We start from the raw sequence: 22,589 nt of genomic DNA, 5'->3' as shown, positions 1-22,589 counted from the left end.
CTTTATCCTTTCATCTGATTAATATCAGTAATTTCAATTGAGCCTTTATTACGGAAATATATAAATAATATTGCAAGCCCTATAGAGGTTTCGGCTGCTGCTACGGTTAAGATTATGATACTAAAAATTTGTCCCGATAATTCTTGCATATACACGGAAAATGCAACAAAATTTATATTAACTGCAAGCAGCATTAACTCAATGGACATTAATATATTGATAATATTTTTGCGATGCATAAATAATCCAAACATTCCGATAGTAAAAACTAAGCTGCTTAAGATTAAATAATGATTAAGCGAAATATATTCATTCATATTTAATATCCTCAATTCCTTTATTGAGAAGAGGTTTTGTCATTAATACAGCATTTTCTTTATTGTGGCTTAATTGTTTTGATATATCTTGACGTTTTACTCCCTCACGCTTTCTAAGAGTTAATACAATGCAACTAATCATAGCAACAAACAAAATAAGCCCCGCCATTTGAAACGGTAGCATAAAATCAGTATAAAGTATATTACCTATTGCTTTAGTATTTGAGATATTATTTGTTATGGCAAACGATATATCGGAGCTGAAATTAATATTTTTAGTACCAAGTAAAATAATTGTTACTAAATCAGCAAACATTATTAGAGCTATAAAAATACTTAAAGCCAGATTTTCTTTTAACTGTGTTATTGCCTTATTAAAATGCATATCTAGCATCATTATCACAAATAGAAATAATACCGCTACAGCTCCAACATAAATCACTATCAGCATCATAGCTAAAAATTCTGCACCAAGCAAAATCATAAGACCTGAGCCGTTGAGAAACACAAAAATTAACCATAATACCGAATATACGGAATTTTTGCTTAAAACAACGCAAAAGCTGCTTATAGTTATTAATGTTGCAAATAAATAAAAAAATATGGGCATGAGTTATTTTTATGTTTTTCAGTATCGCTTTGGTGTCACCCCGTGACTTGACCGGCGTTGTTGCATGGATCAATGTCATTCCCGCTTTCGCGGGAATGACATTGATCCATGCAACAAAGACTTCAGTCGCGTAGCTCATGATGAAATATAATATTACACCAACAAAGCGTTAGAAGAAAATTTCTCAATCATCGGAGTAAATAATACTTCGAGTTCTTTACGTATTTCTTCTTTGTTTTCTACTTTTTGACCTTCTTTACTTAAAGTTAATTCGCCTTTTTCTACATGACCAAGTACAGCCTCAATGATTGCTTTTTTATCATGTTTTCCGTCCATATATCTAAGCGCAAACTTCTCAAAGAAATTAACGCCGATCGGCTCATGTTTTAAATTTGTTACCCACATATAAGGTGTGTGGCTTGCTTGATGTATCACCATTTTTGTTGTTTTAGGTTTATCAAGCTCAGGGTTATTTCGATGTGTCTGATTTGTAATACTAATATAACCTTGCAATACTAGCTTCATTGCATTATTTAAAAGCTCAGCTTTGATTTCGTTTAATTTAGTATTATGTAGCTTTTTATTGGCTTCTGCAGTTATTTTCTCAAAGCTTAACGGGTTATTTAGATTCTCGCTGAAAGTGTATAAAATAGCTTTCATATAAGGTGAGCTAGTTGTTAAGTTAGAGTCTTTATTACCGTTTAAAAAGAATTTTAAGCTTTCAGAAGCATTGTTAAGATCCACTTCTTTAAGTGGCTTTTCAGGTACTATATTAAAGATCATATTAAATTTCGTTATATCATCATTATTAATATTTCTATTAATTTTGATATTACTATGACATAACAAAGTAGTTCTAAAACGACGATTCGTAATAAAATCCATATATTGTTCGGTTCTAACTATATCGTTCACCGCTTTTAACTGCTCTACTACTTTTGGCGGCATATTACCGAGATACATAGTCGAGAGATTACAATCGGCTAAATATTGTAAATTGTGCTTTCTTGCCTCATTCATAAATTCATGGAAGTAGAATTGAGCATTGTCTTCTTCTAGATGATCATGACGTAAGTAATGATCGGTTTGTTTAGCAAGCAGCCCTGCTTCGGTTTTTAATACTTCTGCATAAGGAGTTTTGGAGTTTTCTAAGCTATCCTTAACAAATTCTAGTAACAATCTAGATTGAGCTATTCTATCCCGCACATTTGCAAAGGAGCTAGAATGATACATCATCATATCTCTAATAGTACGGACCATATTCCAGCCTGGTAGCGTATTATAGCTAATATATGCTATTCCGTTTGGGCTAAGATTTTTATTACAAACTTCAAAAATTTTATCTCTAACGGTTTTTGGTACCCAAGAAATTACGCCATGGCAAATTATATAATCAAACTTACCGAAAGAATCGTCAATATCGGTTATCGAACAATGATGGCACTCTATATTTTTTAATCCTAGTCCTTTAACATTTTTGTTTGCTTCGTCAATTTGTACCTTAGACAAATCAACACCAACAAAATGAGCTTTTGGGTAAAGAACAGCGTGCGGTATTAAATTACCGCCTGCAGCACAACCAAGCTCTAATATTCTGCTATTTTCAACTTTAGGAGCATTTACACCGAAAAGGGTTGCAAGTGTACTTAAGTGATAAGGATTGGTAAGGGCATACGGGTAGCTTTCATATGGTACTTCATCATAAGTGTTATGATCTGAAATCGCACCGTTAACAACGGATTGTACGGAATGCGGTTTTTTTGCCGTCTTATCATGACCGTTAGAGGTAGAAGAAGAGTTAGTAGCTTTTGGGGACATATTTTTTCCTTATATAGTTGGTTTATATTTGTGTTATTGCATGGAGCGGAAAAAGTCTTCTGTGTCATCCCGTGGCTTGACCACGAGATCCAAAAAATATAACTTAAAATACTAATAATTTTAGTATTTTTTACTGGATCCCGTGGTCAAGCCACGGGATGACAACGGAAAGAACTGAATTCCGGCTTTTTTCATGTAAATATTTCACAGAATTCTTAAAATGGCAATCTATAAGTAAATCCTACGCCAAATTCTCCAACGGCTATAGTTTTTTTGATAGGATTTGCCGGCACGAATTGTCCCGTGTTTATATCAAGCGTATCATAATTAATCCTTACTCTATATGCCGTTTGTAATTTTGCAGTTGCATCAATACTTAAATTTGAAGTTACATCTTGTGAAACCCCAAGCCCTGCTTGCCAAGCAACACAATTTTTATGAGTTCTTCTTAATTTAAAATAATCACTATTTATAACACTCCACCTAGAATAGGTAGGCTTAACTTTTACTTGTGCTATTCCGCCTCCAAGTATTACAAAAGGTGTAAAAGTTTTTATTTTTTCCAAATCATAAATAAGATTTAGCATATATATATTTGATAATACTTTAGTGTTGCCTGGAGTAGGGGGGATAGTAAGACCGTTACTTAAATTTTGCTGAGGTAATACGTAATGTAGACGATATTTAGGTTGATAAGTTGCCGAGAATTCAATAGCTATCTGTGGATATATTATATAGCCTATTTTCCCGCTATACATGCTTGATTTTTTTAAAATTATTTCGGTATTTGAGTGTTTATGTCGGAATTTACTAACGACCGGCTCAACTATTCCGCCTTCTGCTCCTATATACAAACCTGTTTCTTTTGCAAAAGCAATGTTATTAAAAATGATGATGGTAATAAAAAATAATGTTAGTAATTTAGTCATTATAATTGTTTAAAAAATAAAAGAATATTATATACCCCCTTTATTAATGGTCAATCATATTTTTTCTAATTATGGAAGCAATTATACCAAATAGTAATAAAGTAATAGTTACAGTGAGGGAAACATATGCCGGAATCGCTATATAATGATGAATAAATATTTTAAAGCCGATAAATATTAAAATTAAAGCCAAAGAATATTTTATATAACTGAAACGTTCTACAATCTCTGCTAAACAAAAGAATAACGCTCTAAGCCCTAAAATAGCAAAAATATTTGAAGTATAAATTATATAAACATCATTAGTAATTGCAAATATTGCCGGTATACTATCTATAGCAAAGACTAAATCTATTGCTTCTATCAGTACTAGAGATATAAAAAGGGGAGTAAAATATAATTTGTTATTACGTTTAACAACAAATTTATCCCCTTCAAGATTAGGAGTAATATTTAGATTTTTTATTATTGACTTGTAAATATAAGAATTCTGTATATCAAAAGTTTTATGTGATACATAAAAAGTTTTTATACCGGTAGCAATAAGTATTACGGCGAAAATATATAATAACCAGGCAAATTTATTTATAAGAATAATACCGCCGTAAATCATTATGGCTCTGAATATTATTACGCCTATTATACCGAAAAATAAAACACGATATTGATATTTCCCGGGAATTCTAAAAAATTGGAAAATAATCGAGATAACAAAAATATTATCAAGTGACATAGCTTTCTCAATGAGAAAGCAAGTATAATATTCACGAGCATGATCTGCCCCCGTATTATAGTAAACATAGATACCGAATAAACAAGCTATTATAAAATAGAAAAGACTAAAAAGTACGCTTTCTTTAAAGCTCATTACGGTGTTTTTGTTGTGTACTATTCCCAAATCGAGAATCAGTAAAGCAGCAATGACCGTATAAAAAATAATCCAACTCATTTATTTATCTCTTCATTTTATATTGCATGTGATAATATAGCCCTCCGCCGTTCATCACTCTTAATTGGAACTTTATGAAATTTTCACCTTGATGTAGATAGGGTCTGATGTCAATAGGATTGCTTGTACTAATAGGTTGGTTATTAACTTTAGCTTGTAATGCCTTACCTTGATCTCTACCGTTATTACATTGGTTTGGACTGTCTAAAGAATCAATAGAAGGTATGGGGGCACTAAGAAGTTTTGTGCCGTTGACATATACTAATGTACAATCGTCGTACCATAAATCTAGTATTTTGAAATAATCTATATCATCCATAATTGCATCTAAAGTTACTTTAAAAGTTATAGTATATAATTTTGTACCTCCTGGTTCATTTGATGCATCTATAAAAGTATCCGGATTATTAGGAAATGCTATAACTTTCCATTGTGAACTCCATTCTGGTACTACATTTAAAATAAAGTCGCCTGTTTTAGTTGCCTGATCATAAGGAGTGTTAACTAATTGTGTTGGAAAGGTATTTTCAATAATATCTACCGGTAATCCTTTTGATTCTCTACAGCCGACATTTTGACCTAAAGGTTCGAACTCGACAACCTTTCTATCAAAGTATGATACACAATAGCGTTCTAAAGGTTTACTAGGGTCAATAACTACCCAATTAATCGGGCATGTTCCTTTTGCAAGTTCCCCTATATCGCTTTCAGGCCATAATGCATTACCATGTTGATCTGAAGGAGTATTAATTGCCTTACAAGTAGGTACTAATATAGGAGCACAAAGATTTAGCTCTTGCCAAGTTTTATCTCTTACATCTGAAACTTCAGTTTTATATGTCGGCTCAGGAGGAGTATTTTCATCTCCTTTTGTATATGTCACTGTATAATATCTTGAAGCATCTAATATTGGTCCTATGCTCGGTTCTGGCTCGATTCTATCTGTATAATCCCTACTTAAAACACATATTGGAGTATTAGGGTTATCGTTATTGGTATAGCAGTTACTCGGAATATTATTTATATTGCAAGTATAAATAGTAATGCCTCTTCCTGGACCTGATACTGTTTCTTTTAGAGTGCAGCTACTTGTATCTCCGCATAATCCAAGATTTGGATAGGTAACGTTATATTTATTTTTAAAATCCTTACAATTTATAGTATCTTTGCTATTTAGTTTAGCAAGTACGCAATTTATCGAGTCATTATTGTAACCGGGAATAGGCGAGCCATCAGGTAAGGTAGGAATCGGAAGAGGGTTACAATGTTGGAAATTTTTCGGCATCAAGCAGGCATGCGTTCCGCCTTGGATATATTTACCGTTTATATATTCTAAATATTTTAAATATACCGCATTTGGGTTTGAATTTCCCTTATTATCGTAAGGTTTCTGATCATCTTTATATTTACCGTGGATGGTCAATTGATTTAGAGCATTCTCTCCTGAAAACGGCATAGCAATATATTTATCTTCCGTCGGATTTTTTGGCGGATCTTTAGGTATAAACGCAACGGAAGAACTATAAGTATAACCGGCAAGCATTACTATGCTTTCTGTGTCAGTGGGGGTGGGAGGTGGAGGTCCGGCGTATGATAACGGCGTTACAAGAGTGCTTGTTTCATCTATAATATTGTTGCCGTCCCTTACCTGCACTGAAGCAATGAATTGCGGTTTATAATAAGCATCGTTGGAATTGTTATTAGTACAGGTAATCCCGGCATATTGTTTTGCACATTCATAAGCAGTTAAGCTGTAAGAATGATTTACTCGCGGTACGCAATCTATTAAATTACTAGACTCAAATAAGCAAATATTATTAGGATTTTGCTTATCGTCTTCGGTATTACTAATAGAGACATAAAGATTTCTCTCTTTACCGTTATTGTCTTTTAAAGTGAATCTTGTCGGTTCAGGTTTACTTAAGCCAGCTTGATCTTGTCCTTGTATTTTAGGAAATTGTACGCTTACATCTTTAAATTCGCCAATGTTAACTCCCCACACTTTTTGGCAGGTAGTTGAATTAGAACTTGGACAGTCCGGTATATCGCTTATGTAATAATCGCTAGGTGTTTCTACAGTTCCAATTTTCTGCGAATATACTATTCTAAATCCATCATTACAACCGTCAGCCGTAACACTACATGGTGTAGGGATTTCTGTATTAATACATGGGGTGCCGCCTGAAGTGTTCTTACACGATTTGATAAGATCTCTAAAAGCCGTATTAGTATGAGTAATTTTTGCTGAAGAAAAATCTATATTATTTGGTTGTACACAAGTTTTGAGGTCAGGGGTAGGTCCTGTGCAAAGTGGAACAAGATTGCTAAAGCTAACACGTATGGTATTATTAACAATATTGTTTCTAACATTAGACACCACACAAGCCGGACTAGTAGAAGATTGGTCAAACTGGCCGTTGGCATCTTTTATGCTACATACATTATTAGCGTTAGCATTAATGCTAATATAATCTAAATTTGGACAATATGGTGGTGGAAAAGGTCCTAAAGGTATTTGTACACAACCAAAAGAATAGCTATCTACAGAACCGTTCAATGATCCAAGTGCTTCAATAACTTTTATTATTAAACTAGGAAAAAAATTAAAAACCTCTCCTATTGCATTAAGTATTGATTGAAGTACTTTTATAAATTCTGAATCTTGAGTTATCATACCAAGAAGCTGTCCTAATAAACTTGGTAAACTTGCTCCTTTTACCGTTTCAACTAAAAATTTTAATACTTTTGCAATAGGGCTAAGTTCATTAGTTTGGTGAAGAGGTTGACGATTAGGATTCCAGTCCATCGGATCAAGATGTGCACCGGAATCTGAAACAAGGTTAACAAGTCCAGGATCACTATAAGCACAAAGTTTAGGAGATTTTAAAGTAACTATTTTTCCGTCTACACCGATTATCTTATTATCACTTTCTGTGTAACCGACTTTATTGAGATGTACTCCATCGGTATAACCTGGATCTGCAGGAGAAGGGTTAGCATTTATTCCGGGAAGCGGAGGCATGTCCGGTACGGCAATTCTAGCACAAACTCTAGTGAGAGGTAGACCATAACCTGTAGGCCATAATACACATTCTCCATCCCAATTTAAAGTAGAGTTTTGGTGCCAACAAGCTGCAGCATTACAGCTTTGAACTCTAATACGAATTTTTGGAGTAAAGTAACTACTATCAGGGGCTTCTTCCGCACATCTATTGAGTAAAAAACCAATAAATCTACCTGGGTAATCAAATTTTAATAAACAAGTATCATTACCGCGACCGTCGCTTTTATTCCAAGGAGGACACAATGTATCGGGTTTAAAAGGTCCTCTTTTTACTTCATTGTTGCCGCCCTTATTCCAAATTTCCGTTCTTTCACTTTGACCACAATTACATGGGTCGCTAAGACAGTCGGCTATATCACCCCAAATAGATGCATATATATTAAATGAGAAAAATGAAAATAAGAAAAATAGTAAATATTTTTTTAACACTTTGAGTATTCTTTATGCTCGTTGTTTTTATAATTAGTTACTTTGTAATTATCGCCAATAACATATATAATTAATTTATATAAAAGGTGGAATCCACCTTTCACCTTTTATATTCTATATTTTAAACCGAATAGCGAATTATGTAATAATTCGCTATTCGCATTAGTCTGTATTTAACGCATTATATAAGTAATTAACCCAATTATCCGGAGGACCTTGGTGTTGTTCAAGTATTTTTTTATAAATATCCATTTCCTCTTGTCTGCTTGATAAAATACGGACAATTCCTATTAAAGCGGCAATACTTAATTCAGAAGCTATAGATTCATTATCCTTACTAATTAAGAACATCCTTGCAGAAAGTATTAGCTGTGATAATTTTCGTATTTCCGGTTCGCTTAAACCTAAAATTTTGTCTAAATCTTCTATTTTAACGTCAGACGGTAGAATAATTTTAGTATTAATTAAATCAAGCCAAGGTTTTATAGTATATTTTGGATATGACTTAAGATAAATAAAATTGAAATTACTGACGAAAATACCGTTATTTTGAGATAAATTATTAAAAATTAAATTTATATTATTGTAATAAACTTCAGGTTTGTAAAGTTTATCAAAATTATCGGCAGCAAATATTTTAGGTTTTGTGCCGACTAGGCTTAAATGATAAGTAAAAGCATAAATTACTGCTACACTAATACTTTGGTGCTTCTTTAAATTATTATTAAACTGTTCTAAAAATTTTCTCTCCGTCGGGTAAAATTGTTTAGAAAACGGCTCGTCAGAAAGTTTATATAAATTAAACCCTATGACTTCCCCTTCTTGAATGTTAAGAGACGGTCCGTCAAATAATCCATAATATAATTGTCCTTCGGTAAAAACTTTAAATTTATCAAGTATTTGTATTCCCCCTTCCTCTTTAAAATCTGCTAATTTTAAAATATCGGAAAAAATACGTTTTTCTTTTTCAATTGATAAAATTTTATTTTTTAACTTCTCTAGGAAAGATATCTCTATTTCACTAAGAGGTGAAATATAATGACCGCTGATTAATTTTAAAAATTCTAAAATGAAGGCTTGTGATTTTTCTGTATCATCTACTAAAAACGGATTGATAATTTGTTTGTCCGGTTCTAACCATTTGCCTTCTATTGCTTCAATAAAAATTTTAGCATCATTATTATTAGAGATATAAATTATTGTTGGGTCATATTTAGTCGATTCTGATATTAGAAAGTTCAATAATACGGTTTTGCCGGTTTTTTCCGTACCAAAGATGCAAGTATTACCTTTATTCGTTTTATCATGAAAATTCATGAAATATGGAGTACCTTTTTCAGTTCGCAGTAAAGTGATAGCTCTACCCCAAGGATTATATTGATTACCGAGTGTAGTATTATGAAGAGCGGCAAGAGAAGCAATATGTTCTACGGATAATGGTGACATTCTACGGATAAAGGCAAAGTTAGCAGGTAATTGCGACCAAAATATTTGTTCAATATTAAGATCTTCTTTTATATGCATAATGCCAAGTTTAAAAAGTTCGGTTGATGCTTTAGCTACGGCTGCATCGAGTTTATTTTCATCTTCTTCTATAACGGCAATTGAAATTTGCTGATTACAAAATTGAAAAGCTAAGTTAGCTGCATCAAGCTTATTAATCCCTTTGTGATTAAGTAAAGTTGAGTCGTTGGTAATTTTTAGAATATAATCTTGACCTTGCAATTTGGATGTTACTTGTTTTTTGCTAACAAAGTAAAATATTTCAGTTATTATTAATTCAATCGGTAACTGTAAAAATTTATCAAGTGCGTTAGAAGGAGTTTCTTGATATTCTTTTATAGATAGTAAAGAAGCGAATTTGTTATTTTTCTCATGATCCGTAACTACCATTTTATCGCCGCTAATTGTATAAGTACTTCTACCTAGTGCATCAGATAAATCTATTATAGGTACCAAACAATCATTATTATTAAGGTTAGCTATTCGATTATATAAAAATAAAGGGTTAGAAAAAACATTATCATTTTCAAATATTATACCGAGTTTTTCAGCACCGAATTCATTTAAATCTTTTAAAATATTATTAGTGATATTTTCTAGTTTTTGAAAAGCTGAATCTAAGTAGTTATTTTCAAAATCAGTAATTAATTTATTAGATAAGGAATTTATTAAAGAGTTAAAATTGTTGATATTAACTTTAGCGGAATCATGTACTATAGATACATATAAAGTATTAACGAATTTATCATTCCAATGATTTTTGCTTTGCCATAGTGCATGAATATTTGCCGGTAATAATTTTTTGTAAGGAGTGGAATCGTCTAAATTTTGTTTTTCTCGTATTGTATGTAGCCAAAAAGCAAAATCATAATCGGTTATATTCTTTTTTATAGAAACTCTAACCATTTCACGTAAATTCTGTAAGTTATCGCTAATTTTTTCTGAATTAATGCCGTGTATTTTGATAATTTGTAGTAATTTACCGTCTTTGGTAAGTAAAGTATTTTCATTATAATGACATGCTATAGGTATAAAATTAGGAGCATTATAATTGTATATATCCTTATCACACTTTCGTAAATCACTAAACACAAATAACCTGAATTTAAATTGCCATTTTGTAAGGGCTTAGTATTAGTTTTCATAGTTCTTGAAAACTTCTCTATGTCATTCCCGCAAAAGCGTTGTTGTGTGGATCAATTTTCCGATTGTCATCCCGCGATCAAGTCGTGGGATCCAGTTAAAAATACTAAAATTATTAGTATTTTAAGTTGTTTTTATGGACCCCGTGGTCAAGCCACGGGGTGACACAGCGGGTTTTACCAGTCCACGCAACAATACCTTCGCGGGAATGACATATAAACTATATAACCATCTTGATCTAGCTTACTATAAACCCTAGCATTATTACAAAACTTTACCTTATTATTTATATTTAATAAACAATTATTCACTATATGTAGTGATTTTTTGTAACCCTCCCATGTAATTTATCAAGACATCAGGTATAGTTATTGATCCATCTTCATTCTGATAATTTTCTAATATTGCAACCATAGTTCTTCCGATAGGTAATCCTGAAGCGTTTAAAGTATGAACTAAGGTAGTTTCGTTACTGCCGAATTCTTTATATCTTGCTTTCATTCTACGTGCTTGAAAATCTCCACAATTAGAACAGCTCGCAATTTCACGATATTGCTTTTGTCCCGGAAGCCATACTTCTATATCATAGTTTTTTTTTGCTGCAAATCCCATATCTCCGGTGCAAAGTAACATAACACGATAAGGTAGATTAAGTTTTTGTAAAATAGTCTCTGATGCATTAGTTATATATTCATGTTCATTTTTTGACTCTTCCGGAGTAGTAATAGATACAAGTTCTACTTTACCGAATTGATGTAATCTAATCATACCTCTTGTATCTCTACCGCTACTACCTGCTTCTGATCTAAAGCACGGGGTGTAAGCAACGTAACGCATCGGTAATTTTTCTCTTGGTATAATAGTATCGGCGACTATATTTACTAAAGATACTTCTGCGGTTGGAATTAGTCTGTAACCGTTTGTTGTTGCAAAAGACTCTTCGGCAAATTTAGGTAGTTGTCCTGCATTATACATAGCATTATCTCGAACTAATACCGGAGGTGATATCTCAAAGAAGTCAAACTCTTTAGTATGAACATCAATCATAAAGTTAATTAAAGCACGTTCTAGCTTTGCTAAATCGCCTTTTAACGTTACAAATCTAGCTCCTGAAATTTTAGCAGTTTGTTCAAAATCCATTAAATTTAATTTTGTGCCTAGTTCAAAATGCTGCTTATTTAAAGCATTTGGATTTATCTCTCCGTAAGTACGAACTAATTTATTCATACTTTCATCAATTCCGTAAGGTACTTCCTCGTCCGGAATATTAGGAAGCATATTTAATAGCTCATTTAATTCGTTATTATTATTTAGATCCTGTTCAAGTTCTTCCAACTTCTCATTTATATGTTTGACATCTCTTTGTAACCCTTCAAACTCTTCACCGCTTTTAGAGGCCATATTACCTAAAATCTTTGATTTCGCCCTACGTGCATGCTGAAATTCTTGAATTAAACTCGTAATTTTTCTTTTCTCTCTGTCGAGCATAGCAATTTTACTAGACATAGGTTCAATAAATCTTTGGCTAAGCTTTTCATCGAACAATTCTTGATTTTCTCTAATCCATTTGATATTTAACATTTAGTGTCCTCGGTTTTTCTATAAAATTACATATCATTATTGAAGTTTCATATAATAAAAGTAGCGGTATTGCAAGAGCAAACTGGCTTAAAATGTCAGGAGGTGTTAATATTCCCGCAATAATAAAGTTAATTACCACGGCAATGCGTCTTTTTTGCTTAAGTGTCTGTACCTTAACTATTTTTAGTATATTTAATATTATTATCGCAACTGGTAGTTGAAAAGCAACTCCAAAAGCAATAATTAAATGAATAACTAAACTTAGATACTCGCTAATTCTTGCTTCCAAAACTATCGGTACTATCATATCACGTTTTTCAAAACTAAGAAAAAAATTCCAAGCTTTCGGCATTACAAAATAAAAAACAAACATACTACCGCACCAAAATAAAATAGGTGACATAAAAAGAATAAAAGCGATAATTTTTTTTTCATGGCGGTGTAGCCCGGGACTGATAAATAAATAACACTCTAAAGCAATTATCGGTATAATAATATTAAAAGCAGTAAAGGCTGCGAGTTTAATATAGGTAAAGAATGCTTCCGTAAGCCCTGTGTAAATTATATTGCGCACCGTATCACCGCTTAGCTTAGCAAGCGGTTTTAATAAAAAACTATAAATATTGTCGCTAAAATAATAGCAAATAGCAAATATAATTATAAAAGTAGTAAATATTCTAAGAAGCCTTATTTTTAATTCTAATAAATGTTCTTGAAAACTATATAATTTCATAAAAATTCCGACTCTTCATTTCACAGAAGTATATATATTATAAACCTTTTTTAAGAATTGTCATATTTTTTTAATAACTAGTTTCTTTCTATATATTTTATAAAATATTGGTATAAATAACATACTAAACAGAGTATTACCTAAAAAGAATACAGGCCAAGTAAGATATTTTGCACAAATACCGCCAAGGCTAGCTAGAAGAATACGGCTAAGAGAGCTAAAAGATGCAATAATGGAATATTGCGTGGCAACAAATGCACTATTGCAAAGGCTAGCAAAATAGATAGAGATAATAGTTCCTGCAAAGCCTGCACAAAAATTTTGCACTGTAACGGTTATTATAAATGTCCTTATATCATAGCCGATAGTAGCAAGAATCATAAACATAAGAGGTGACAATAATTGAATAACTCCACCAATTAAGACACTATGAAATATACCTATTTTTGCAGCTAAAACGCCGCCTAAAGCTCCCCCGACGATCATGATTAGTAACCCGTAAGCTTTGTAAATAACGGCAATTTCATGAGTAGTAAAACTTAAATCTAGAAATAAAGGCGAACTCATAGCCATAGGTATAGAATCCGCAGCTTTGTACAAAAATACAAACAATATAATTAGCAGGGAATATTGCTGTTCATTTTTTAAGGATATAATACTTTTTTTAATAACTTCAAAATATTGTTGTAATCCTATTAAATTAGTAGTTGTATGACGTATTTCTTTTGATTTTGGTTCTTTGATACATAAAATTACTATAGGTCCAAGTATAGTAATGAATAGAGCAAATTTATATACAATATTCCAGCCAAAAATAATTGATGAATATAAAGCACCGACGCTGCCAAGTAACATACCTAAACGAAACCCTATGCTACTAAAAGTAAAAGCCATTGAAAGTTCTTCTTTCGATGTAGGTCTCTCAATTCTATATGCATCAAGTACAATATCTTGAGTAGCACTGCAGAATGAAATAATAAATAAGATAACGGCAGTAATATATAAGTTATTGCAAGGGCTTATGTTTAAGAACCCCGTCATTGCTAGGATTAAACATATTTGCGATACTAATGCCCAGCCACGCCTGTGACCGAAGTTAGAGCATAAAAAAGGTATAGAGTATTTATCTATAAAAGGTGACCATATGACCTTTAAGCAATACGGAAAAGCAGCTAATGATATCGAACCTATTACATCAGTGGTGTATTTTGCTTCGGATAATTGATATGGAACCGTGAAAAAAATTAAATTAAACGTAAGACCGGAAATTAAGCCTAAAAGTAAAATACCGATTAAATATGTATGGCTATGTATGTTATTCCCGCGAAAGCGGGAATCCAGAAAAAAGTAAAACAAATTAAGTTTTCTAACTTTAGAAGCTGTGGTTATTTGAGCTTCTTGATTTCTAGATTCCTGCTTTCGCGGGAATGACATAAAGGAATGATTTAAAATTTTGTACACGAAATCTAATAGCTTTAAATAGTTACTTAATATTTCATTTTTAGTGAGTAAGGGGCTACTTTGGAAAATATTTTACCGACTACCGGTATTTTGGTTACAATAGTGCTGATTAAGAAAAAGGAAGGAATAACGTTTCCTTTAACCGTAATTAATTGCTGCTTGGTATCAATATTACCTTTCATAGTAAAATCAAAAAACGGTCCATGTGCTTCTGTATCGAAAATTGTAATAATATTCCCTCTATAATTAAATTTACCGGTCATATCTTCAAATAAAATATTTTTATTATTAGTTATTGAACTAAGAAAACCCGGTAGAGAAACAAAGGAAACAAGCCGTGTTAAAAAAGGAGTATCAACTACCGTAAAATGTTTTATAGAAAATTTGCCGTCTAATATCGGCACTATTTCGCCTTTTTTTACTTCATATCTTTTTGTATTTAAGGTGATGTTAATCTGACCGTTTTGCATAGTGGTATACAGTCCGAGTCCTTTAAGCAATGCTCCGGCATTATCGGATTCAATTAGCCATTGTTCAAAAGCTTCCTTAGCGGTAAGCGACATCTTAACTTTTTTATTAGCAATATTAGCATTTAGAAAACCGGAGAAACACCGTACTTTATCACATTTAATTGCTAAATCAAGATTACTTAGAATTATATTATTCTTTAAAAGGATTTTTGATATATTAGTTTTTAAATTAATATTACGTGTAGAATCCCCCTCTTTTTCTAAAAACTGCATCATATTAGCATTTGATAAATCTAATCTGCTTCCATAAAGTTCCGTATTAAGATTATGGTTATCTATGATTATTTTTCCTTTTAAATCCGTATGATTATGTTTAACAGAGGCTAGATTAATATTATAAATATTTTTCTTAATTAAGGCATTACCGTTAATTTTTAGATTATCCTGCCCTGAAAGGTTAAATTCGATATTTCTATCGAAATTTTTATCATTTAATTTAGTATATAAATATAAATTGGCTTTTTTATATAATTTTTTATGAATAGATACTTTATCTATATAAAATTCTAAATTATCAAGATTAGAATTAACGGTAATAAAACTCTCATTATTATGCTGTTTTTTATACTCAAAATTTAGAACGGTACTGCCTGAAATTAATTTAAATACTCCAAATCTTTGATTATTTGCCGCAATATTGCTTTTTATTTTAAGTAAACACTCATTATTTTTATCTGATATATCATGATCATAAGTAAAGCTACTTGCATAATTATTAATTTTACCTTTACCGCTAATATTTAGTTTATTATCTTTAAAGCTACCTTTGGCTTCGCCGTTTTGTAATAAAATATTATTGTCTAAAGTATTAAAAGAAATATTTGTTAATGTCGATAAAACATTATAACTATTAGGGATATTTGGGCTAATAGGGATTATTAACTCTATTATTGAATTTGCCGTCCCTTTTATTTTTTTTAGATCAATATTTTGATATGCATCACTTGGAACAAAGGCAATTAAGTCGTTAATTTCACCTTTAGCAGTAGCATTAAAAACAAATTGCGATTTATCCGGTCCTTCCCATTTGAAAGTCATAATACCATCTGAAATAACACTTTTACCTCTATATGCTTCATTAATTAGAAATTTTATTTCCGGTCCTGAAATGATTATATTAGTATCAACTTTAGTTAAAGGCGGTAAATCTTTATGATATTTATATTCAAAATTCGAGATATGTAAATTTGCTTTTAAATTATCTTCTACTAAAATATTTTTTTTAAAAAATTTTTTATCTAATTTAATATTTAATTCTCCGTTTTGGATGTAACCTTGTTTTATATGTTCTCGTAAATATGAGATTATAGGATTATCCGGAATAATTTTTTCGACTGTTTGATAAATTATTAAAGGCATATTTGCGGCAGCTGCACTTGCGTCGATATTTTTATCAGTTATTATACCGTTTAGTGATAAAAAAGCTTTGTCTCCAAAGGTAAGTTTGCAATTAACGCTTTTTGGATTATCTGTAGAATAGGTGGTTTTATACGAACATAAAGCATTTCCTAGAGGTAAGCCTGCTCCTTGCTCATCGGCTAAGATATCACTTTTTATTGAAGTTAACCGTATGTCGGTTAGAACATCTTTTTTGATTATATTTAACGAGTAATCACCGGTCGTTGAAGCATTTATAATTGCTTCATCGTTATTTGAGATTACGGAAAATTTATCAATATTAAAATTAGCCTCTATTAACGAATTAGAGAAGAAATTTTTGAAATTAAAGAAAAGATTAAAATCGTTAATTTCTCCTCTAGCATTATCTATAAGACTTAAGGAAATTTTATCTATAGATAATCGGTTTTCTTTAAATTCTAAATTATGTAGTACAGCCTTTATATCATTTTTACTTAAATAAAATTCAATTATTTTTTTCAAAGGTTCATTTAAGTATCCTTTGTTTGCACTATAAACAGTTAGAGTTATAGCAACAAACAATGAAATAAGAATTATAAAAATACTAATAAAGGTTTTTTTAATAAAATTCATTTGAGCTTGTAAATCTATTGAAATATGATAAAAGCTTTGTATACTCGATGAACTTCAAAAATTGGCGTTGTCGTTCTACAAGAGCTACGGTACTCACGTATTAAGTATACGCTCCGCTCCTCGCCTTGTGAACTTTTAGCTCTTTTTGAAGTTATGTCGAAGTATACTGATCCTTCATTGACTCGAGGTATACTTGTCACGTTAGTTTAATATAACGTATAATCTAAAAATTTAATATAAAAATCACAAAAATTATGAATATTACATTTATCGGTAGCGGATATGTGGGATTAGTCTCAGGTATTATTATGAGCTATTTAGGTCATAATGTTACTTGTCTTGATAATGATGAGGTTAAAATATCCAAGTTAAATAAGCAAATATTACCGATTTATGAGTTGAGCCTTGATGAATATTTACAAAAAGCTCTGCTAGCTAGAAGATTAAAATTTACAAATATTTATAATAATGAACTTCAAAATGCCGCAGCAATATTTATTACGGTCGGCACGCCTTCAAAAGAGTCGGGAGCAGCGGATTTAAAATATGTTTATGATGCTATTGATAAGGTATCAGTGCATATAAATAAGGATTGTTTAATAGTCATCAAATCCACTGTTCCGCCTGATAGCTGCAGTAATATTATAGCCTATTTAAAATCAAAAGGTTTTTCATTTAATGTTGCTTCCAATCCTGAGTTTTTAAGGGAAGGCAGTGCGGTAGAAGATTTTTTATATCCTGATCGTATAGTTGTCGGTGTAAATAATGAAAAATCAGAGGAGATCTTAAGAAAAATTTATGCACCTTTAATAGAACAAGGAGCAAAGTTTGTGGTTACTGATTTAGTGACAAGCGAGCTTATTAAATATGCTTCAAATAGTTTTTTAGCTACCAAAATTGCTTTTATTAATGAAATGGCTGATTTATGCGAAAAAATTGGCGGTAATATTAAAGATTTATCTAAAGGTATAGGGCTTGATCAAAGAATCGGTCAAAATTTTTTAAATGCAGGACCTGGTTTTGGTGGTTCGTGTTTTCCGAAAGATATTCTAGCATTAAATAATCTTGTAGAAAACCATCATATCGATTGTAAGATTCTTCAGGCAGTAATTACAAGCAACAAGCAGCGACCAAGTAACATGGTAGATAAGATAGCTACTTTGTTAGACAGAGATTTAAAAGGTAAGAATATAGCAATTTTAGGCTTAACATATAAAGCAGGGACAGATGATGTTAGAGCAAGCCCTGCTATCGAAATTATAAAGATTTTATTAAATAAAGGTGCATATGTTAAAGCATTTGATCCAATTGGTCGTGAAAATGCTAAAAAGAATTTTGAAAATAAAAATTTGCTATATTTAGACTTAGCAGTTGAAGCCTGTAAATCAGCAGATATTATAGTTATTGCAACTGAGTGGTTAGAATTTAAAGAACTTAATTTTCAAGAAATTTATGATTTAGTAAAATCTCCGATAATAATTGATCTTAGAAATATACTAGATAGTGAAGCAGTGAAAAAAATCGGTTTTAGATATTATGCAGTCGGAAGTAAACTCGATGTCATTCCCGCGTAGGCGTTGTTGCGTGGACTGAAAAACGCATTCGCTGTCATACCGTGGCTTGACCACGGTATCCAAAAAACAACTTATTATACTAATAATTTTAGTATTTTTAACTAGATCCCGCGATCAAGTCGCGGGATGACAGAGGTGGAATTGATCCACGCAACAATGCTTCGCAGGAATGACATAAAAAACCATATAACATTAATTTAAAATGCAACCTGAATTTATTCATTTAAGAACACAAAGCTCTTATTCTTTTCTAGAAAGTGCATTAACAATCGACAAAGTAGTAGAGCTTGCTTCATCAAATAAAATGTCTGCTATTTGTTTGGCAGATAGGGGGAATTTATTCGGCTCATTAGAATTTGCGTTATATGCAGTAAAAAAAGGGCTGCAGCCGATACACGGGGTTATTCTCAACATACAATATGATATCAATATTTTTGCTCAAATTTTGCTTATAGCTAAAGATGAAGTCGGCTATAAAAATTTACTCAAACTATCAAGCCTTACTTTCACTAAAAATGATCGTAAGATCTGCGATCACATTAATTGTGAAGATTTAGTAAAATATCAAGAAGGGTTAATAGCATTATGCTGTTATACCGACGGTATTGTCGGAAAATGTTTACTGGCTCGTAATGAAGAGCAAGCGATGCTGTTTGCACGTAAATTACGGGAAATTTTAGGAGATCGATTTTATTTTGAAATTATGAGGCATGATTTACCGGAAGAACAGTTTATTGAGGATAGTTATATTAGAATTGCTGCCGAGCTTGCTATTCCGCTTGTTGCTACTAATAAAGTTTTGTTTAGTGAGAAAAGCATGCATGATGCACATGATGTATTGTTATGTATATCAGCCGGCGTTACTAAAGAATATCCTGACCGTAAAACAGTTAGCGAGAATTGTTATTTTAAATCACCACGTGAGATGATAGAGCTTTTTTCCGACTTACCCGCTGCTATTGAAAATACCGTGAATTTAAGAGAACGTTGTTATTTTGCAGCACATGCAAACCCGCCGATGCTGCCTAATTTTGCCACCAAAGATATTAGTGAAACGGATTTAATTAGAAAAGAAGCAAAAGAAGGGCTACTTGCAAGGCTTGCTACAAAGTTTAAATCCGAAAATATTTCGTTAGAGAATCAAGAAGAATTGAAAACAGAATATTTTTCTCGTCTTAATTATGAGCTGGATATTATCTGTAATATGAATTTTGCCGGTTATTTTTTGATTGTATCAGATTTTATTAAATGGAGTAAACAAGAGGGGATTTTAGTTGGACCGGGTAGAGGTTCGGGAGCAGGCTCGGTTGTTGCTTGGAGCTTGCTTATTACTGATCTCGATCCGATTAAATTTGGCTTATTATTTGAAAGATTTTTAAATCCTGAACGTATTTCAATGCCTGATTTCGATATTGATTTTTGTCAAGAAAGGCGTGAGGAAGTAATTAATTATGTACGTTCTAAATACGGCAATAATAGAGTAGGGCAGATTATAACTTTTGGTAAGATGCAGGCAAAGGCTGTAATTAAGGATGTTGCTCGTGTGCTTAGCTTACCTTATAAATTCGCTGATTATCTAACAGAACTTGTACCTTTTAGTGCAGTTAATCCCGTTACGCTTGAACAGGCGATGCATGAAGTTCCGGAGCTTGCAAATGCTGCTAAAGGTAATGGACTGTATAATTTAGAGGGTGAAGCGGAGTTAATTAAGCTGGTGCTTGATACTTCGTTAATTCTTGAGGGGCTACATAGGCATTCCTCGACTCATGCTGCAGGAATCGTAATAGCAGGCACTGATTTAGTCGATATAGTACCGGTATATAAAGATGCTAATTCCGATATGCTGATAGTCGGTTATTCTATGAAATATTCCGAGATTGTCGGTTTAATTAAATTTGATTTTTTAGGTCTACAAACCCTAACGGTTATTACCGATTGTAAGAAACTGCTTAAAGAGCGAGGGATAGAAGTAGATTTTAACAATATGACGTTTGATGATAATAAGACCTATCAAATGTTATGTAAAGGTAAGGGAGTCGGAGTTTTCCAATTTGAAAGTGTCGGGATGAAAGATGCACTTAGACGCCTTAAGCCTGATTCTATACATGATTTAATAGCTCTTGGTGCTTTATATCGCCCGGGTCCTATGGAAAATATCCCTACCTATATAGCTTGTAAGCATAAATTACAGCAGCCTGATTATTTACATGAGCTATTAAAGCCGATTTTAGAAGAAACTTACGGAGTGGTGATATATCAGGAACAAGTACAAAGAATAGCACAAGTTCTTGCCGGTTATACACTAGGTGCTGCCGATTTGCTTCGTAGAGCAATGGGTAAGAAAATTAAAAAAGAAATGGAGGAGCAGGAAGAAATTTTTGTTAAAGGGGCAGTTGCTAATAATATTTCGGAATCTCAAGCTAAATCCATTTTTGCGACCGTGGCTAAATTTGCCGGATACGGTTTTAATAAGGCACATGCTGCGGCTTATGGCGTTATTTCATATCAAACTGCATATCTTAAAGCTAATTATCCTGCAGAATTTTTGGTTGCCTGCTTAAATCTTGAATTAAATAATCACGATAAAATTAATTTATTTTTACAAGAAGCAAAAGACAGCGGAATAAAAATTATTGCTCCTAATATTAATATTTCTGAAGGGTATTTTAGTGTAAAGTCTGTCATACCACGAGCTGCGACTTGTCATTCCCGCGAAGGCGGGAATCCAGAAAAAATTAGTGAAATGAAAATGGATTCCCGCTTTCGCGGGAATGACAAAGAAGGTACTGAGAATGAAATAAAAAGTTGTGAGTATGACAAAGAAGAAAGTGCAATAATATTTGCTTTAGGTGCTATTAAAGGAGTTACGCCGAATTTCGGTAAGTTAGTAACAGACGAGCGAAAAGCAAGAGGAACGTTTAAATCAATTATCGATTTTATTGAACGATTACCGCCAAAATCTATTAACAGTAAATTACTGGAAAATTTAATTAAATCCGGCTGTTTTGATGCGTTACATGATAATCGATTGCAATTATTTTCAAGCATTCCAAAATTACTTTCTTATTCAACTTCATATCACGAAGAGCAGGAATCTAATCAATTTAGCTTAATTAAAGTTTCTAGTTTAAGGCCAACTATTTTAATAGCTAGTGATTATGCAGATAAAAATACTTTAGCTTTTTATGAATTTGAGGCTATGGGTTTATTTATTTCTAATCATCCTCTTATGCAGTATCAAGAAATATTTAGCCGTTTAAATATTTTAAATACTGCGGATTTGCATAATAACTTGCCCGACGGTACTAACCGAGTAAACCTTGCCGGTGTAATACAAAAAAAGGATTCTCGTATGTCGGCAAGAGGTAGGTTCGTGACGCTCGTGCTTTCCGATCCTGAGAATATCTTTGAACTTAGTATTTTTAGTGAGGAAGTTCTAAAAGCTTATGTACATTTACTTGATGTTAAAAGTTTGGTAGTCGTTAATTGTGACATAGTTAAAGATGCAGGAGGAATAAAACTAACGGCAAAAAGCTTTTCGTCAATTGAGGATGCAATTAATAATAAACAATTTGAACTACAGCTTTACCCACAAAATTATGAAGAATTACAGCAGATAGTAACGATACTTGCATCTTGCACTAATAATAATGAAAGTAATGCTAAAGCTACGATATATTTACAAAGTGAAGAGGTAAAGAATTTTGTAGCAAAAATTACATTACCGGCAAAATTCTTTCTCCAAGCACAAGATTTTGAGATTTTAAAAGGATATAGTAAATAGTGGTGTTGTTGCATGGCTCGCTTTATGTCATTCCCGCGGAGGCGGGAATCCAGTAAAACATATAAAAAACTTATTTTTTATATGTTTATTTTATTAAATTATATCAATATTAAAGTTATTTTTCTGGATCCCCGCTTTCGCGGGAATGACATCGAAGCCAAACAATACCTAA

The 22,589-nt window shown here is 32.1% G+C and carries 13 protein-coding genes; 2 read left to right on the top strand and 11 right to left on the bottom strand.

The genetic code is table 11. The features are described from left to right. Positions 1–2: 2 nt before the first annotated feature. The 11 genes from nuoK to ACIAS7_RS01425 all read right to left on the bottom strand — a co-directional run bounded on the left by nuoK (position 3) and on the right by ACIAS7_RS01425 (position 17,059). Complete coding sequence (gene nuoK / locus ACIAS7_RS01475; protein ID WP_473199034.1) at positions 3–317, bottom strand: NADH-quinone oxidoreductase subunit NuoK; 315 nt, start codon at positions 315–317, stop codon at positions 3–5. After that, entirely contained in the window at positions 310–927 is a 618-nt protein-coding gene (locus tag ACIAS7_RS01470; protein WP_473199033.1) for an NADH-quinone oxidoreductase subunit J, read from the bottom strand. The genes nuoK and ACIAS7_RS01470 overlap by 8 nt, the downstream gene beginning before the upstream one ends. A gap of 153 nt (positions 928–1,080) precedes the next feature. Continuing rightward, on the bottom strand, positions 1,081–2,745 hold the full coding sequence (locus tag ACIAS7_RS01465; RefSeq protein ID WP_473199032.1) for a methyltransferase regulatory domain-containing protein: 1,665 nt from the start codon (positions 2,743–2,745) through the stop codon (positions 1,081–1,083). 215 nt (positions 2,746–2,960) lie between these two features. Further along, positions 2,961–3,674, bottom strand: coding sequence for an outer membrane protein (locus ACIAS7_RS01460; RefSeq protein WP_473199031.1), 714 nt, complete (start codon positions 3,672–3,674; stop codon positions 2,961–2,963). 43 nt (positions 3,675–3,717) lie between these two features. Further along, a complete protein-coding gene (locus ACIAS7_RS01455; protein WP_473199030.1) occupies positions 3,718–4,623 on the bottom strand; it encodes a TerC/Alx family metal homeostasis membrane protein in 906 nt (301 codons plus the stop codon). A 4-nt stretch (positions 4,624–4,627) separates the two neighbouring features. After that, positions 4,628–8,116 carry a hypothetical protein gene (locus tag ACIAS7_RS01450; protein WP_473199029.1) on the bottom strand — a complete coding sequence of 1,163 codons (3,489 nt, stop codon included), beginning with the start codon at positions 8,114–8,116 and terminating at the stop codon, positions 4,628–4,630. A 162-nt stretch (positions 8,117–8,278) separates the two neighbouring features. Then, on the bottom strand, positions 8,279–10,711 hold the full coding sequence (locus tag ACIAS7_RS01445; protein ID WP_473199028.1) for a VirB4 family type IV secretion/conjugal transfer ATPase: 2,433 nt from the start codon (positions 10,709–10,711) through the stop codon (positions 8,279–8,281). Positions 10,712–11,065: 354 nt separating this feature from the next. Then, on the bottom strand, positions 11,066–12,343 hold the full coding sequence (gene serS / locus ACIAS7_RS01440; protein ID WP_473199027.1) for a serine--tRNA ligase: 1,278 nt from the start codon (positions 12,341–12,343) through the stop codon (positions 11,066–11,068). Next, positions 12,321–13,076, bottom strand: a complete 756-nt coding sequence (tatC, locus tag ACIAS7_RS01435; protein ID WP_473199026.1) for a twin-arginine translocase subunit TatC — start codon at positions 13,074–13,076, stop codon at positions 12,321–12,323. Before tatC ends, serS begins: the two co-directional genes overlap by 23 nt. 60 nt (positions 13,077–13,136) lie before the next feature. Further along, complete coding sequence (locus ACIAS7_RS01430; protein WP_473199383.1) at positions 13,137–14,510, bottom strand: MFS transporter; 1,374 nt, start codon at positions 14,508–14,510, stop codon at positions 13,137–13,139. Positions 14,511–14,563: 53 nt separating this feature from the next. After that, entirely contained in the window at positions 14,564–17,059 is a 2,496-nt protein-coding gene (locus tag ACIAS7_RS01425) for a transporter AmpG 3 (RefSeq protein WP_473199025.1), read from the bottom strand. 254 nt (positions 17,060–17,313) lie between these two features. Here ACIAS7_RS01425 and ACIAS7_RS01420 point away from each other — a divergent pair, with 254 nt between their 5' ends. Both ACIAS7_RS01420 and dnaE read left to right on the top strand, forming a co-directional pair. After that, positions 17,314–18,633, top strand: a complete 1,320-nt coding sequence (locus ACIAS7_RS01420) for a UDP-glucose dehydrogenase family protein (protein ID WP_473199024.1) — start codon at positions 17,314–17,316, stop codon at positions 18,631–18,633. Between the two features lie 202 nt (positions 18,634–18,835). Next, on the top strand, positions 18,836–22,417 hold the full coding sequence (dnaE, locus tag ACIAS7_RS01415) for a DNA polymerase III subunit alpha (protein ID WP_473199023.1): 3,582 nt from the start codon (positions 18,836–18,838) through the stop codon (positions 22,415–22,417). The last annotated feature ends 172 nt before the right edge of the window (positions 22,418–22,589 follow it).

The sequence above is a fragment of the Rickettsia sp. 109562A South Dakota genome (assembly GCF_055791265.1).
The sequence above is the reverse complement of the archived record's forward strand: the minus strand, read 5'-3'. Positions and strand labels throughout refer to the sequence as shown.

Bases quoted from the DNA above. Each gene is read 5' to 3' on its own strand.
- ACIAS7_RS01425 (WP_473199025.1), bottom strand. From the start codon at position 17,059: ATGAATTTTATTAAAAAAACCTTTATTAGTATTTTTATAATTCTTATT.
- ACIAS7_RS01465 (WP_473199032.1), bottom strand. From the start codon at position 2,745: ATGTCCCCAAAAGCTACTAACTCTTCTTCTACCTCTAACGGTCATGAT.
- tatC (WP_473199026.1), bottom strand. From the start codon at position 13,076: ATGAAATTATATAGTTTTCAAGAACATTTATTAGAATTAAAAATAAGG.
- ACIAS7_RS01470 (WP_473199033.1), bottom strand. From the start codon at position 927: ATGCCCATATTTTTTTATTTATTTGCAACATTAATAACTATAAGCAGC.
- ACIAS7_RS01430 (WP_473199383.1), bottom strand. From the start codon at position 14,510: ATGTCATTCCCGCGAAAGCAGGAATCTAGAAATCAAGAAGCTCAAATA.
- ACIAS7_RS01455 (WP_473199030.1), bottom strand. From the start codon at position 4,623: ATGAGTTGGATTATTTTTTATACGGTCATTGCTGCTTTACTGATTCTC.
- dnaE (WP_473199023.1), top strand. From the start codon at position 18,836: ATGCAACCTGAATTTATTCATTTAAGAACACAAAGCTCTTATTCTTTT.
- ACIAS7_RS01460 (WP_473199031.1), bottom strand. From the start codon at position 3,674: ATGACTAAATTACTAACATTATTTTTTATTACCATCATCATTTTTAAT.
- nuoK (WP_473199034.1), bottom strand. From the start codon at position 317: ATGAATGAATATATTTCGCTTAATCATTATTTAATCTTAAGCAGCTTA.
- serS (WP_473199027.1), bottom strand. From the start codon at position 12,343: ATGTTAAATATCAAATGGATTAGAGAAAATCAAGAATTGTTCGATGAA.
- ACIAS7_RS01420 (WP_473199024.1), top strand. From the start codon at position 17,314: ATGAATATTACATTTATCGGTAGCGGATATGTGGGATTAGTCTCAGGT.